Below are 16,614 nucleotides of genomic sequence, written 5' to 3' on the forward strand. Positions count from 1 at the left end.
CAAGCTCGTTTGTTGAAATAATAGCTTAAGACAAAATACTCTCTCAAGAGTGATAAAAATCTCTTATTCGCTGGATAATCATATCCTGATCACTTTGCGTTAAATAAGGATACATAGGTAAACTTAGAACACTCTCTCCTAAAGACTCGGAAACAGAAAGAGAACCTTTTAGATAAGAAAAGTGTTTATAAGCTGGCTGTTGATGCAAAGGTGTTTCATAATAAATCATTGTAGGGATAGAATTTTCCTGTAAATAATCCTTCAATCTATCACGATCTCCCACCTTAATAGTATATTGCGCATAAGCACAACGCCCCTCTTCTTCCACTTCTGGAACTTTGACAATATCTCTTAAACCATTGGAATAATATTGAGCAATTGCCACACGCTTTTCCATCTCATCTTCAAAGATAACAAGCTTTTCTAACAAAATTGCAGCTTGAATTGTATCTAGACGCGAATTTAACCCTATACGCACATTGTCATATTGTGTTTCACCTTTACCATGAAACAGAATAGAACGTAAAAGTGCTGCCAAATTATCATCATTGGTCATCATAGCGCCTCCATCGCCATAACACCCCAATGGTTTTGCAGGGTAAAAACTTGTCGCTGCAACATCCCCAAAAGCCCCGCACATAATATTACCGCTTCTACCACCCATAGATTGAGCAGCATCTTCAATAACAAAAAGATTTTCTTTTTCCGCCACGCTAGCAATGTGTGCATAATCAGCAGGAAGCCCAAACAAATCAACAGCAATAATTGCCTTTGGTTTAAGGCGTCCCTCTTTTTTAATCATCTCAATTGCTTCACACAGCTTATCAACGTCGATATTAAATGTATCAGGTAAAACATCAACAAAAACAGGCTCAGCTCCTACCAATGCGACCACTTCAGCAGTTGCACAAAATGTAAAGCTAGGACAAAAAACAGCATCACCTGGACCAATATTTTTAGCCATAAGAGGCATCTTCAAGGCATCAGTTCCATTGGCGCATGCAACAACATGCTTAACACCAAGATACTCAGCCAATCGCTCTTCAAATTCTGTTACTTTTGGTCCCAAAATATACTTTCCACTGGAAACCACATGCGCAATTGCAGCATTAACTTTATCTTCAATGCGCACACGCTGCGCCCCCAAGTCGATGAATTGCATATTAACTCCATTGATAATCACAAAAATGCAAAAGTGCTACTTATCTCTTTTATCTCCGATAATTGACACTAGCAGCAGTTAAAATCCGTAAAACAGCAAGAGCATCATCGCCATTAGTCCGAGGCGATTGACGCGTTTCAATACAATGAAGAAAATGCCGCAATTCACAAGTAAGCGGCAGATCTTCATAAATTTCAATGTAATTCAGCTTATCAGCATTAAAAGCCCACTCTTTATTTTCCTTCCAAACAGCAAAACGCTGAAACGCCAATTTTCGGCTCCACGGTTCCATATCATCAAAAACAAGCATAGCTTTTGTACCAACAACTGTTAAACGTCTTTCACGATAAGGGCTAAGGCGAGAAGCAAAAAGATGACTCAATATACCATTTGGAAAAATCATATGAATATGGGCAAAATCAGAACACTGATCAATTACAGCAGCCCCCTCTCCCCGAACTTCAGAGGGTTCGCATCCTGTCAACGCCAAAATCATTGAAAGATCATGAGGAGCAAGATCCCATAAAGCATCACTTTGTGCATGAAACTTTCCAAAGCCTAATCGGTGAGAATAAATATAACGCACTTCACCCAGTTCTCCGCTTATCACCAATTCACATATTTTTTCAAAAACAGGGTGAAATCGCAAAATATGACCCACCATAAAAACCCGCCCATATTCTTCAGCAATCTGAACTTGACGTTCAGCATCCGCTACATTCAAGGCAATTGGTTTTTCAACCAAAACATCTTTTCCGTTTTTAAGGGCACGCAGAACATTTTCTGTATGAAATTGTGGAGGCAACGCCAGCACTAACGCATCAATACCTTCATGTGTAAAAAGATCATTAGGTTCAACAACATCAACACCATACATATTTGCAAAACTTGTCGCACGCGCCATATCCATATCAGAAACAGCTGCTAAAGCTCCAAGCCCTTGGAGTGTCCGTATATGATTTCCACCCCAATGACCGCACCCTAAAACCGCTACACGTGGCAACATTTTTATGCCTTCTCCAGCTCATCATATAAAAAATATAATTCTGTATATTTCCATATCGGGGATAAAATAGAATGACAAGAGAAAAGCTTAAAAACGATGCTTGACATCTTACTATTCTACCCCTTATATCCGCAAAAGATGAAATAATTTGCATTAATTTATTTATTTTGGCGGAGTAGCTCAGTAGGTTAGAGCAGAGGAATCATAATCCTTGTGTCGGGGGTTCAAATCCCTCCTCCGCTACCGTTTTTCATAGTGTTGCGAGAGAATTCTGCTGTAGTTGTAGCTTGTCAGCAGGTTTTATACTAATTTATTGATTTTGCAATGTTTTAAATGTGGTCTTAAAGACCTTTCAAAGCTTTCTTCTTTTGCAATTTTTCACTCTTTTTTTGATTCTTTGATATCAAAATTTGTTATGACAAAACGCGCATTTAGTGCAGAAACTTATATCAAATTACAATATTTTTTATAGCATCCCTCAAAAAGCCTCTCTTCTTCTCATTCTGAAACAGCAGTATCTAAAATTTCCTCTGCAGACGTACAGCTGTAAAAACGCAACTATTCCCTCTTTATCATTTTCTCTTTTATGGTTTTTCAGCATTTCATTTATTTTTCCTTTCTTAAATCATAAATAAATTAAACTCAGCGCTCAACATTTAAATGAAAGATATTACTTTAGTAAAGTTAAAAATAATATATGATATTTTAAAGTATTATTATGAATAATTACATTTTATATTTAAAATAATAAAAACTTTTCTAATTACAAACGATAAAAACATTACGTATTTTTGATTTGAAATATTATTATACTTTACATTAAAACAAAAATAACCTATGTTGTCACGAATAAAACCATTCATTTGATATCCTTCTTATAAGCGGGGGCGGAATGCGTGGGGCTTATAAGTTAAGGAAAATATCTAAATGTATAAAAAATCTCTGTTACTCTGTACAGCGGCTATAACTGTTACGCTGTTTGGCACCCATTTCAACGCATATGCTGCTAACAATGTTCTTAAAAATGATGCAAAAGGTACAATAACGACTGCCACTTCAGGCAGTTCCTATGATGCAATTGAAGCAACAAATGGTAGCGCAATCAAAGGTGAAAATTTAATAGTAACCTCTCCTGATCCTGAAAAATTCAGCACTGGTGTAGCGTCGAAAAATTCCGACAGTCAAGTTACGTTAACGGGCACAACAATCGTTGAAAAAGTTAAGGACGGACTTTCTGCAGAAAAAGGTGGTAAAATCACCAGCGAAAATTTAATAATAAATGGAACCAATATTGGTTTAGTAGCCCAAGATTCTGGTAGCAAGATTGAGTTAACGGGCACAACAACCATTGAAAAAATTACTAACGGGCTTCGGGCAGTAGGCGGTGCAGCAATTACTAGCAACGCTTTAACAATAACCCTTAATGAATCTGGAGAATCTAATGTTGGTGTGTACGTCCAAGATGCTAATAGCAAGATTGAGTTAAATGGAAAAACAACCATTGAAAACGCCACAAACCATGGTCTTATGGCAATAAATGGTACAATCGTTAGTAAAGATTTAACACTAATTGGTTCTGCAACCCAAGGGACAAGTATTGGTATAGGGGCCTACTCACCTAATAGCAAGATTGAGTTAAATGGAAAAACAACCATTGAAAAATTCAAAAATGGCCTTGTAATGAACAATGGAGCGGCAATCAAGATAGATGGCGCTTCCATTACAGCTTCTGAAATTGGTGCTTCTTTCAACGATAGTAAGAACAACGAAACCACGCTGAAAAATGTAACAATATCGAGCGGTAAAGATAATCCCTTGATGGATAAAGGAATAAATGCCGAAAAAAGCACTGTGACTTTAAACAATGTAACCATCACTCAAACAAAAACAGGCCTATCGGCAAATAATAACTCCACAATAACAGTCTCTGGAGGATCATTCGATGGAAAAACTAATGGGGTATATGCTGGGAACGGCAGCACCATTACTTTAGACGAAAAAGCTGCGGTTAAATCATCTGATGGTTATGGACTCCATGCAGAAGGATCAGGGTCCAAGATCACGAAGACGGAAGGAGCTGTAACTGGAAAACAAGCTGCATTATTTGCAGAAAAAGGTGGACAGATTGATGTCACAGATGTTGCTTTAACAACAGATGGCACTGGAACTGGCGCAAAAGCCGATGGCGCTGACAGCGTCATTACATTAAAAGGCAAAACAACCATTGAAAATGTTGTAAACGGCCTTGATGTACAAAATGGGGCTACAGCCAAGATGACCGGTGGTTCTATTGCTGCTTCTCAAATAGGTGCTCTTTTCAACGCTAGCGGAAGTGATAAAAACAAAAACACGCTGGAAAATGTAACAATATCGAGCGGTAAAGATAATCCCTTGATGGATAAAGGAATAAGTGCCGAAAAAAGCACTGTGACTTTAAACAATGTAACCATCACTCAAACAAAAACAGGCCTATCGGCAAATAATAACTCCACAATAACAGTCTCTGGAGGATCATTCGATGGAAAAACTAATGGGGTATATGCTGGGAACGGCAGCACCATTACTTTAGACGAAAAAGCTGCGGTTAAATCATCTGATGGTTATGGACTCCATGCAGAAGGATCAGGGTCCAAGATCACGAAGACGGAAGGAGCTGTAACTGGAAAACAAGCTGCATTATTTGCAGAAAAAGGTGGACAGATTGATGTCACAGATGTTGCTTTAACAACAGATGGCACTGGAACTGGCGCAAAAGCCGATGGCGCTGACAGCGTCATTACATTAAAAGGCAAAACAACCATTGAAAATGTTGTAAACGGCCTTGATGTACAAAATGGGGCTACAGCCAAGATGACCGGTGGTTCTATTGCTGCTTCTCAAATAGGTGCTCTTTTCAACGCTAGCGGAAGTGATGAAAACAAAAACACGCTGGAAAATGTGAAAATATCAAGCGGTAACGATGACGCCTTAATGGATAAAGGAATAAGTGCCGAAAAAAGCACTGTGACTTTAAACAATGTAACCATCACTCAAACAAAAACAGGCATATTTGCAAATGATCACTCCACAATAACAGTCTCTGGAGGATCATTCGATGGAAAAACTAATGGGGTATATGCTGGGAACGGCAGCACCATTACTTTAGACGAAAAAGCTGCGGTTAAATCATCTGATGGTTATGGACTCCATGCAGAAGGATCAGGGTCCAAGATCACGATGGCAGGAGGAAAAGTAACAACAATAGGGAATACGCGAGTTGCATTATTTGCAGAAAAAGGTGGACAAATTGATGCCACGAATGTTGCTTTAACAACAGATGGCAAAGGAACCGGTGCAGTTGCACTTGGCCCTGATAGCAGAATTGAATTGCATGGCGATACAACCATTAACAATACTTTGAACGGTCTTGGAGCAGTTGATGGTGGTAAAATTATCAGCGAAAATTTAACAGTAATCGGTGGTGAAACAAGTGATCAAGACCCCGACAAAGACCGCTCTGGTGTATGGACAGCGGACTCTGGGAGTGAAATTACGTTAACGGGCAAAACGATTATTGAAAATGTTGACGAAGGTTTTTATGCAGATGGTGGGAGTAAAATCATTAGCGGAGATTTAACAATGACCGGTGGTGAAAGTAAAAATGAGACCGTTGCTGTAAACGCTGCAGAACCTGATAGTGCAATCGAATTAAATGGTAAAACAACCATTCAAAATTTTGATGAAGGTCTTTTTGCAGGAAATAATAGCACGATTAAGATGATTAATGGTGATACTAAAGCAGCACAAAGTGCTGTAGAAAACAAAATAGAAGTAAAAAAAGTTGCACTAGCCGTAGCATATGGTGGACTTATTGATCTCAAAAATGTTTCTGTAACAGCAGGAATTAGCGGCTTGCAGTTTTTAGGTCTCTCTAAAACCAAACTCAATGAATCGGATGATCCCCAAAAACATCAAAGTAGTGAAATCAATTTGGTCAATACAAAACTTCACGTTAAAAATGGTACTGGAATTCTTATTGGAGCTCTCACTGACAACGATATTGAAAATAATGCAGATCTGGCAATCGGTACAGCAAATCTTAAAAAATCAGAAGTCCATGCTGACGTATTATTAGGAGATGGTATTTTTTGGGACAAAATGTCATGGAAAGATAAAGATTTGTGGGATGGTAAAGAGGTTAAAGCGATCTCCAACGGCACCTTCACATTAAACGCAGATCAGTCTACTCTAGAAGGCAGAGCGAATATTGCTAAAGACAGAAATGTACACTTTGATCTGAAAAACGATTCAACATGGACGTTGAAAATCAGCAAAAACGAAAAAGATGATGATGGCAATCTCCTTGATATTGCTCAAAGATCTCGTTCTGATGTTTCTGTGCTAAACCTTAACAACAGCTCCATTGTTTTTAGCAAACCAACAGAAGATCATTACCAAACATTGCATATAGGTTCTGGTAAACCAGACAGCACAGCAGTCTACAATGCAACGGGTGATGCAAAGATTCACTTCAACGCAAAATGGAGTGATGGTGCTGCAATAAATGACCAAAAAACCGATAGACTTTTGATCAATGGGGATGTCTCAGGAACGACAGCAGTTTATGTTACGGGGCGCTTAGAAGATGACAATGTCGAAGCAAATACCTCTGCTGCGGCCAATGTCCGTGGTCTTTCACTCATTCAAGTTTCGGGAAAAGCAAAAGAAAGCTCTTTCAAACTTGTAAATGGCTATACCACAAGAGGTGGTTTACCGGATATGTATACACTACGTGCCTATGGACCAGACTCAAGCCAAGGCAAAGCCAATATTGCGCAAAACCTGTTTGATGAAAAGAATGAAAATTTCTGGGATTTCCGTTTGCAACCTGAAATTATTGAAACTGACACTGGTTCGGGTTCTGGCTCTGGCTCTGGCTCTGGCTCTGGCTCTGGCTCTGGCTCTGGACCAAGTGTGGCTGCTCTTGTACCACAGGCAGCAAACTATTTGGTCATGCCAACTGCTCTTTTCAGTACAGGATTAACAGATATGGCTAAACAAAACGCGCTCTTAGCCAATATCAGAACATCCATCTCAGGAAAAGAAGAAGAAAAACAAACCGGTTTCTTCTTATACACCTATGGAAGCACAGGAACCTTATCTTCTGAACGCGGACCTCTCAAATACGGTTACGGTGCTGATATTCGTTATGCTGCTCTCCAAGCCGGTGTCACATTAGCGGCATTAGAAGGACAAAATACCACAACACATTTCGGTCTTGTAGGCACCTATGGACAGCTGTCGTTCACACCAAAGGATATGAAAGATGTAAGTAAGAGCACATTGGATAAATGGTCACTAACAGCTTATGGCAGCGTGCAGCATGACAATGGGTTCTATATGGATACACTGTTATCCTATGGAATTCTAAAAGGAGATATCGGCAATGCTCTCATTGGCAAAACTGCAAAGTTGAACGATGCTAAGATGTTGAGTATTTCCACCACTGTTGGCAAAGAATTTGCAACCAGTGTGGAAGGTTTAACCTTCGAGCCGCAAGCACAACTTGCTTATCAACATTTGATGTTTAACACCATTGAAGATGCTGATAATTTTACCGTTGATATGAACAATCCTTCTCAATGGTTGATCCGTGTTGGTGGACGTTTGACCAAAACCATTTCCACTGAAAACAGCCGTCCGATGTCTTTCTATGGAAAAGTAAACTTGATCAAAACATTTGGTGATGATGGTACCATCCAGATTGGCAGAAACTTTGACCTTGATCCTATGGGGCTTGCTATTGAAGGTGGCGTTGGCATCAATGCACAACTGTCTCATAATTTCTCCCTTCATGGTGATGTGAGTTATCAACAAAAGCTTCAAAAAACCGGTGTGTCAGGAGCAAGTTTTTCAGGTGGCATACGCTATCAGTTTTAAGACAAGACTGTAAAAACAAGCATATTTCTTCTCGCTATGCATTAACAAAAAAGGCAGCACAATATGCTGCCTTTTCAATTTATAAATCTAAATTTCTTTTTCTAAAAAACTCTCTCTTTTTTTATGACAGAAAACAACCAAAAGATTTCAATAATTATTATTTACAATTGTAAAAATCCTTACTCTCATCTTTTTTCAAGAAACAGAGCTCAGCATTTTTAGAAAAATAAGACCAGAAAAGATAAAAGAATCAAAAAGCTAAATATAGTAAAATAAAAAATTGTGAGATAAATATTAACACTCAAATACGTTTTATATTCTACAGATCTTATTAATAATATTTTACATAAAATATTTTTTAAAAATAGAATTAAATAAATTGTTATAATATAAAAATAAATAACATTGTTGATTATTTATATAGTGCAAGAAAGAATACATAATATAATAAAAATATTATATTAAAATAATTTCCTAATATAACAATAAAAAACAAGAAACTCTATAATACAACGAAAGAAATCCTAAACAAAAAATTATGATTTCTTTTCTGTAAGATCTTTTATATTCTCTCTTCTCTGTGAGCAATAGGTTCGATACTCGCTTCAAAAAACATTTTGGTATAGTCATTTTGCGCATGTAAATTACGGAGATCACTATTGCTAAGCTCTTCAAGAATAACACCATGATGCATAATGCCAACCCGTTCACATATATGTGCGATAACGGGAAGATCATGAGAGACCATTAAATAAGTTAATTGTTTTTCTTCCCGTAACGATTTCAACAAATTCAAAATCTCAGCCTGAACTGATACATCTAATGCAGAAGTTGGTTCATCAAGCAACAAAACTTCTGGCTCAATAATCAAAGCCCTTGCAAGAGCAATACGTTGACGCTGCCCTCCAGATAACTCATGTGGATAACGGTAGAGGAATGAAGAATTTAAACCAACAGAATTCAAAACATCGTGTACCCGTTCTTTTCGGTTATCCATACCATGAATTGCAAGCGATTCCGAAAGAACAGTATGCACCATTTTTCGCGGATGAAGCGAAGCATAAGGATCTTGAAAAACGATTTGAATACGTCGCAAAAAAGCTTTGCTTCTTTGCTGTAGCACTTCTTCTCCATCAAAGAGGAACTGCCCACTATAACGAGGTATAAGCCCTACCAACGCATTCAAAATCGTTGATTTTCCACATCCTGATTCACCAATTAAACCGTAAGCTTCTCCACGTTTAATATGGAAATTAACATTTTTAACAACTGTAACTGCTTTGTGCCCATGTCCAAAGGTTACAGATAAATTAGAAACATCAACAATATTTTCACAACTGGCCATGGATAGCTCCCTCAAACACCATTAACAATCGTTGGACTAGACAGCCAATCAGGGTCTCGCTCAGGAACAGCCAAAACATCAACCGGTTTATCAAGCCGTGGTAAACTATCTAATAAAGCCTTGGTATAGGGATGACGCGCACGCGATAAATCACACGCAGGCAATTCTTCTAATACGCGACCAGCATACATCACCAAAACACGATCACAAAAATCAGCAATCATATTCAAATCATGGCTAATAAAAATAAGTCCTGTTCCAGACTTTGTTACAAGCTCATCTAACACTGACAGAACCTGACTTCTCACAGTGACATCAAGTGCAGAAGTTGGTTCATCTGCAATAATCAAATCAGGCTTAGGAATAAGCATCATAGCAATCATAACCCGCTGTCCCATGCCACCTGATATTTCATGAGGAAAGAGACGCATAACATGCTCAGGATTGCGAATATGAACAGATTCTAACATAGAAATTGTTTTTTCCAACGCATCCATTTTTGAAACACGATAGTGAATACGGTAAGCTTCCATGATCTGATCCCCAATTCGCACTAATGGATTAAGCGAATATTTAGGATCTTGCAAAATCATTGAAATACGTTTTCCCCTAATAGTACGCATCTGAGGTTCACTTGCAGTCAAAAGATCGATATCATCAAAACGCATTTTTTTTGCTTTGACGATTGCGGACTTTGGGCTCAATTTTAACAGTGCACGTCCCGTCATTGACTTGCCGGACCCTGATTCCCCAACAATTCCAATTTTTTCCTTTCCTACAGAAAAACTAACGCCACGCACAACTTCTAACATGCCGCGCATTGTAGGAAAAGAAATACGTAAATCTTCTATCTCTAATAATTTTTTACCCATTACGTGGATCCAATATATCGCGAAGCCCATCACCTAAAAGGTTGAAGGCAAGACTTGTAAATAATATTGCACAACCTGGCATTGCCGCCAACCACCAACTTGTCATCATAAATTCACGACCTGTCGAAAGCATTGCTCCCCATTCAGGATTTGGAAGTTGAGCGCCCAATCCCAAAAAACCAAGACCAGCAGCAGTCAAAATAATTCCAGACATATCTAACGTTAACCGTACTACCACGGAAGGAATGCACATCGGTGCAATATGAAACAGAATAATTCGCCAAGTAGAAGCACCTTGCAAGCGAACTGCAGAGACATAATCAGAGGACCGTATAGTCAAAGTTTCAGCACGTGCCAAACGTGCTATCGGTGGCCACGCCGCGATTGAAATCGCAATTGCAGCATTTTCAATCCCTGGTCCTAAAGCTGCTGAAAAAGCAAGTGCTAAAATCAAACTTGGAAAAGCAAGAAAAACATCAACCACACGCATAAGAACAGTATCAATCCATCCGCCCATATAGCCAGATACAGTCCCAACAACCAACCCTATTGGCCCCACAATAATTGTTGTGAGAAAAACAATATAGAGAGTAATCCGTGCACCAAAAACGAGGCGACTAAAAATGTCACGCCCCAATTCATCTGTCCCTAAATAATGCTGCACAGACGGCGGCTGTAATCGATGAACAAGATCATTGCTCATAAAGTCATGGGTAGCAATCCAAGGAGCAAAAATTGCGCATAAAACAATAACAAAAATAATAAGCAGACCAAAGACAGCCGAAAAATTATGAGAAAACTTGATCGATGAATGATAAATTTTTTGTACATTTGCTTGAAGTATTGATTTTGGAATAGATTCATTTAACCAATGTTTCAAAGAAAATGACGATTGTGGCTTATGATGATTAATGATTGTCATATTCAACGTGTCCTTGGATCAAAGATCCGATAAAGTAAATCAGAAAATAAATTAATAGCAACAAAAAGAAATCCTATAAGGAAAGTACATCCCACAACCGCATTCATATCTCCTGCCAAAAGTGCATTGGTCAAATAACGCCCGAAGCCCGGCCAAGCAAAAACCGTTTCTGTCAAGACAGCACCTTCTAATAAAAAAGCATACGAAAGCGCGACAACGGTAATAATCTGAACAGCCGCATTACGAAAGGCATGTCCCCAAACCGTTCGTGCCCACGATAATCCCTTCACACGCGCAGTAATAATATATTCTTGATTAAGCTGTTCAATCATAAACCCACGAGTCATACGACTAATATAAGCCATAGCACCGAAAGCTAAGATTAAAGCAGGCATAATAATATGGCTAAAAACATTTCCAAATGCTTCCCATTGCCCCTGCCGAAGAGTATCCCAGAGAAAAAATCCTGTTCTAGGTTCAAAAGAGTATTCGTAAATAAAATCAAGACGCCCTGGACCACCAATCCAGCCAAGTTTAGCGTAAAATACCAATAACGCCATCAATCCAAGCCAGAAAGTGGGTGTTGAATAACTCACCAGTGTAAAAACACGAACAAAATAATCGATTGGTGAATCACGATACATCGCTGCAAAAATACCAAAAGGAATACCAAAACTTGTGCCAATAATAATAGCAACTGTTGCAAGCTCTAATGTTGCAGGGAATACTCGCATAATATCTGCTAAGACAGGACGCCCTGAGGTTAAAGCATCCCCAAAATCAAATAAAAATACATTGCGAAGATAATTCCAATATTGAACAATCAATGGCTTATCAAGACCCAACTTATAAAACATTGCATCATAAGCTTCCTGACTGATATTATCACCAAGAATAGCAAGAACAGGATCTAAAGGAAGAAGATGACTAATAAAAAAAGTGATGGTCACCAAACCAAGCAAAGTAATAAATACCGAAATCAACAATTTAAATATCTTGAAAAAAAAATCCCATATATACAAATTTTTCTGCTTTTGCGTTGCAGCGATATTGGCTTCTGGAAATGATAAAGTCATCTTGATACGATCCTACACACCTATAAAATACGAATGTGGCATTCCTCTTTGCCACACAATCAAAAAACTACAATCACACATCTCACACAATTTTTATTCATGTGACTGCGCATATTTTTCTGCATCATTGTAGTAAAGTCTAAAACTATTCCAAACCCAATTTTTGACTGCTGGTCCCATGCCAACGGTATAATAGGTCTGAAATAAATAAACCATAGGACCATGCTCGAGCACATAATGCTGTAAAGCACGATACTGCGTAATGCGCTTATTTTGATCTTGTTCAAACAACGTATCCATGACCATTTTATTGACATTTTCATCATAGTAACCAGCACGCCAAGCCAAATACATATTGTGCTTTTTTGTAAACGTTGGATCAGGATTAAAAACGTGATTTAATGAAGCCGGATGTCCATCAGGATCGGCACTTCCCCACCCCATAATAGCGGTATCATAATTTCCACCACGGACACGGTTCAACAATTGAGCCTGTGCCATCTTTTCAATTGTAAGCTCAATACCAATTTTTCGTGCATTCTCTTGGATAGACTGCGCCACAGATGACATATAGGTAAGGCTACCAACTAAAAGATTGGCCTTAAAACCATTAGGATATCCCGCTTCACTTATTAATTGCTTTGCCTTTTCTAAATCTAACTTAAACGGCAAGCCTTCTTTTTCATCCAAAGCCCCCGGAATACCCAATGGCATATAACTTGCACGTGGAATTGCAATGCCCTTTAAAACAGTTTTTCCAAGGGTATCGTAATCAATTAAATAACGAAGTGCCAATCTTACTTTTTCATTCGCAAAAATTGGGTTTTTGTTATTCAACGATAAATAAATAGACTGCGGTCGCAAAACACGGCTAATTTTAACGGGACCCCTTTGTTTTTCAATATCCAAAATATCCTCTGAAGAGAGATCACGCGCTATATCGACATCACCTTTTTCCAAAAGCAGTCTCTGGCTTGCTGATTCAGCAACATGCTGCACAACAATCTGCTTAATTTTGGGCACATCATCTCCCCAATAATGTTGTGTAGCCTGCAATATAACCTTCTCCCCCGGAGTCCAACGCACCAATTTATAAGGACCAACACAAGCAGAATGCGTGGCTAAATATTTATTGCCCATATCACCATCAACACTCTTCGCTTCAAGTGTTTGCCGATCAAGCAAAGCAGAAGCATAGGACTGTCCAATGACCGTCAAAACAAGTTGGATAGGATAAGGTTTATCCAGTTTCAGTTGTAAAGTTTTATCGTCAAGAGCCAGAATATCAGTTTCAACGTTGTTTTTAGTAAATCCATAATTTATCAAAGATTGAGCATAACCCAAACCTAATTTAACAATCCGTTGCATTGACCACGCAAGATCTTGCGCAGTCGCCTTCCTTCCATCATCAAACTTTAAATCATCACGAAGATGAAAAACTATTCTTTTTCCACCATCTAAAACATCCCAAGACTGAGCCATAGCAGGACGAACTTTCGCAGGATCATGGCGATCATACTGTACTAACGCACTGCAAATATTCGTCAATAATTCACTCGTTACAACTTCAACTGATTGCGCTGGATCAAAACTGCTAATTGAATCAATATTCCACGCCATCACTAATGTATCTTTAGACGATGCACCAAACGCTAGTGGTATAAAGACATTCAAACACCCAATTGCCCCTAATAGAATACAAAAGTTCTTCAATACCCCTTTTTTGCTCATTTGATTTCTTCCTTTTGCATTTTATTTTATCTTAATCCAAACTCACAGTACTTCTGATTTTATCTATTTCATCTCTCAAAAGTATAAAATAACACACAATCTACTCTCTCGAATTTCCATCAAGCTAGAAATTCAAAGACTAGCCTATAATTGAGACAGATACGACCTGCACTATACGAACAGATGTCTTCAGAAACATTATCTCCATGCTGATCAATATTGAACATCTCACACCTATAAACTGAACCTTAACCACACTTTATAGAAAGTACCCCCATCATTTTACACCCTAAATGGCTTCCCCCCTTTTTTATTCAGGGGGGGGTATTTTCATCATTTATATCATGAACACGTTCTTTTGTATTTTACAGCACTTAATACGCATTTATTTTTCAATTTCACTATAAAAAATACGTGGTGCACTATTCCAAACCCATTTTTTTATATCAGGTGTCATAGCTACAACACTATATTTCTGAAAAATGAAAGCATAAGGGCCTTTTTGCATAAGTTCACGTTGCAAATCAGCATATATTTGTGCCCGTTTTTGTGGATCTTTTTGAAATAACGCCTCTTCAACCTTTTGATTCATCTTTTCGTCCAAATATCCATGCTGCCAACTTGGATAGGCTGTATTTTTTGCCTCAAACCGATTATCAGGGTTGTAAATAAGACGTGAAGCCATTGTGTGGGGATCCGCGGAGTCATTATTCCATCCTACAAAAGTCGTATCAAAAGCACGTGCGTAAACTTTTGAAAACAACTGCGTACCTGCCAAACGTTCAATTTTAAGGTGTACCCCTACTTTTTCTGCATTGTTTTGGATAGACTGAGCAATTGACAATGCATAAGGAGATGTCCCCACCAAAAAATTGACCTCAAAACCATCTGGATAACCCGATTCCGTTAAAAGCTGCTTTGCTTTTTGAAGATCAAGTTTAAAGGGCTGTCCTTCTTTTTCATCCAAAGCACCAAGATTCCCAAGAGGGATAAAGCTGGCACGTGGAATACCAACACCTTTAAGAAAAGTCTTACCAAGAGCTTCATAATCAATAAGATAGCGCATCGCCAAACGAACTTTTTCATTGGCGAAAATGGGATTTGTCGTATTGAACCCCCAATACATCATAGATGGCTCCAAGACCCTCTCAATCTTAATATCTGTTTTTGCTTGGAGATCTGTTAAATCCTCTGGCGTCAAATTACGTGCAACATCAACATCGTGTTTTTGCAACAATAAACGCTGTGTTCCTGGTTCAGCAACATGGCGAATTAAAATCTGCTTCAATTTAGGCGCTTTTCCCCAATAATTGGAACTTGCACGCAACAAAATGGCTTCTCCAGGACGCCAGCTACTTAACTGATAAGGACCAACACAAGCAGCATGACTAACCAAATACCGGTTACCCATATCACCATCTTGTTCGTGTTTCATAATTGTCTCACGATCAAGCAAAGCAGTAGCACGACTAGCAACAATATTATTAAGAATAAGCTCTGCTGGATAAGGCTTATCAAATTTCATCACCACCGTCTTTTCATCCGGTGCTTGAAGAGCATCATCAACATTTTGTTCTGTTATACCATATTCATTAAATATTGCTGCATTGCCCATCTTTAGTTTAACAACCCGTTTCATGCTCCAAACAACATCATTGGCATGAGCAGGCCGACCATCATTAAACTTCAAATCATCGCGCAAATGAAAAGTAATCACCGTACTCTGATCACCACCTGAAACATCCCAACTCTTTGCCAAAGAGGGAACCATTTTGGCTGGATCATCTGTAGCAGCACTGACCAAATTATCACAAACATTGCCAATAACTTCAGCTCCATAAACATCATTGAGTTGCGCAGGGTCAAATGTACTGATTGCATCAAGATTCCAAGCCATCACGAGAGTATCTGCAGGTGTTTTCGCTGGTACTTGTTGCACAAACATTCCCATAGCAATAAGAGCAGAAACAAAAGAACTACTGCTTTTCAATATCTTTCTTTTTAAGTTCATAAACTTTTCCTTTTAAGCATTATATCGATTAATTATTTTGAAGTGATACGATAAACTTATAACAACAAAGACCGAATAAATACGTTTTGGCCACCTATAGAGAACATCCACTTTTAAACTCATTGACTGAAGTAGCAATGAAACCATAAAAACATGCAACACACCTTCAACCAGTCAGTATCACATCCACATTACAATACCTTTTCCCTCCACAATAAACTATATCTTATCCTTAAATCGCTCCCAAATTGTAAGTGATGTAAAAAGTCATCGCACAGAATTCATAGATTAACCATCTCATTCCCATAAACTGCATCAAAAAATAATAATGTGCAAACTTTAAAAATAATTGTTCCCCTCAGATAATCAGTTTCAAGGCATACACGCATCTTTACCGTACTATAAAGACTGTACTAAACAAGCAAAAAAACACAAAGAAGCCCTCTTACTGCAATTTACCCCTGTAAAAAGTTCTTTAAGCTTTTGAAAGCTAAGCATAAAAGAAGAATTTTCTTTTTTATGTACGATAGAAAATGAATCGTCCAAAATAAAACTACAATGAAAAACTCC

9 protein-coding genes and 1 tRNA gene are annotated in these 16,614 nt (G+C 38.3%); 2 read left to right on the top strand and 8 right to left on the bottom strand.

The window, feature by feature from the left end; all coding sequences use genetic code 11:
- Positions 1–43: 43 nt before the first annotated feature.
- Positions 44–1,162, bottom strand: coding sequence for a DegT/DnrJ/EryC1/StrS family aminotransferase (locus ACKC4Y_RS05740; protein WP_409360855.1), 1,119 nt, complete (start codon positions 1,160–1,162; stop codon positions 44–46).
- A gap of 49 nt (positions 1,163–1,211) precedes the next feature.
- Positions 1,212–2,168, bottom strand: coding sequence for a Gfo/Idh/MocA family protein (locus ACKC4Y_RS05745; protein WP_409360856.1), 957 nt, complete (start codon positions 2,166–2,168; stop codon positions 1,212–1,214).
- A 169-nt stretch (positions 2,169–2,337) separates the two neighbouring features.
- Between ACKC4Y_RS05745 and ACKC4Y_RS05750 the strand changes: the two genes are divergently transcribed.
- Positions 2,338–2,411 (top strand) — tRNA-Met (locus tag ACKC4Y_RS05750).
- Positions 2,412–3,095: 684 nt separating this feature from the next.
- Positions 3,096–8,087, top strand: coding sequence for an autotransporter outer membrane beta-barrel domain-containing protein (locus ACKC4Y_RS05755; RefSeq protein WP_434735286.1), 4,992 nt, complete (start codon positions 3,096–3,098; stop codon positions 8,085–8,087).
- A gap of 562 nt (positions 8,088–8,649) precedes the next feature.
- Here the strand turns inward: ACKC4Y_RS05755 and ACKC4Y_RS05760 are convergent.
- The 6 genes from ACKC4Y_RS05760 to ACKC4Y_RS05785 form a co-directional block, all read right to left on the bottom strand.
- A complete protein-coding gene (locus ACKC4Y_RS05760; RefSeq protein WP_409360857.1) occupies positions 8,650–9,432 on the bottom strand; it encodes an ABC transporter ATP-binding protein in 783 nt (260 codons plus the stop codon).
- 11 nt (positions 9,433–9,443) lie between these two features.
- A complete protein-coding gene (locus ACKC4Y_RS05765) occupies positions 9,444–10,304 on the bottom strand; it encodes an ABC transporter ATP-binding protein (protein WP_409360858.1) in 861 nt (286 codons plus the stop codon).
- Positions 10,297–11,226: an ABC transporter permease gene (locus ACKC4Y_RS05770; protein WP_409360859.1), complete on the bottom strand. Its 930-nt coding sequence runs from the start codon at positions 11,224–11,226 to the stop codon at positions 10,297–10,299. Before ACKC4Y_RS05770 ends, ACKC4Y_RS05765 begins: the two co-directional genes overlap by 8 nt.
- Positions 11,227–11,228: 2 nt before the next feature.
- Positions 11,229–12,302: an ABC transporter permease gene (locus tag ACKC4Y_RS05775; RefSeq protein ID WP_409360860.1), complete on the bottom strand. Its 1,074-nt coding sequence runs from the start codon at positions 12,300–12,302 to the stop codon at positions 11,229–11,231.
- A gap of 93 nt (positions 12,303–12,395) precedes the next feature.
- Positions 12,396–14,033 (bottom strand): ABC transporter substrate-binding protein, encoded by a 1,638-nt coding sequence (locus tag ACKC4Y_RS05780; RefSeq protein WP_409360861.1) that lies wholly within the window; start codon positions 14,031–14,033, stop codon positions 12,396–12,398.
- Between the two features lie 385 nt (positions 14,034–14,418).
- Entirely contained in the window at positions 14,419–16,044 is a 1,626-nt protein-coding gene (locus ACKC4Y_RS05785; protein WP_409360862.1) for an ABC transporter substrate-binding protein, read from the bottom strand.
- Positions 16,045–16,614 lie beyond the last annotated feature (570 nt).

The sequence above is a fragment of the Bartonella heixiaziensis genome (assembly GCF_046245125.2).
Classification (GTDB): domain Bacteria; phylum Pseudomonadota; class Alphaproteobacteria; order Rhizobiales; family Rhizobiaceae; genus Bartonella; species Bartonella heixiaziensis.

Coding starts and splice junctions, on each gene's coding strand:
- ACKC4Y_RS05785 (WP_409360862.1), bottom strand. CDS start 16,044: ATGAACTTAAAAAGAAAGATATTGAAAAGCAGTAGTTCTTTTGTTTCT.
- ACKC4Y_RS05760 (WP_409360857.1), bottom strand. CDS start 9,432: ATGGCCAGTTGTGAAAATATTGTTGATGTTTCTAATTTATCTGTAACC.
- ACKC4Y_RS05780 (WP_409360861.1), bottom strand. CDS start 14,033: ATGAGCAAAAAAGGGGTATTGAAGAACTTTTGTATTCTATTAGGGGCA.
- ACKC4Y_RS05775 (WP_409360860.1), bottom strand. CDS start 12,302: ATGACTTTATCATTTCCAGAAGCCAATATCGCTGCAACGCAAAAGCAG.
- ACKC4Y_RS05740 (WP_409360855.1), bottom strand. CDS start 1,162: ATGCAATTCATCGACTTGGGGGCGCAGCGTGTGCGCATTGAAGATAAA.
- ACKC4Y_RS05770 (WP_409360859.1), bottom strand. CDS start 11,226: ATGACAATCATTAATCATCATAAGCCACAATCGTCATTTTCTTTGAAA.
- ACKC4Y_RS05745 (WP_409360856.1), bottom strand. CDS start 2,168: ATGTTGCCACGTGTAGCGGTTTTAGGGTGCGGTCATTGGGGTGGAAAT.
- ACKC4Y_RS05765 (WP_409360858.1), bottom strand. CDS start 10,304: ATGGGTAAAAAATTATTAGAGATAGAAGATTTACGTATTTCTTTTCCT.
- ACKC4Y_RS05755 (WP_434735286.1), top strand. CDS start 3,096: ATGTATAAAAAATCTCTGTTACTCTGTACAGCGGCTATAACTGTTACG.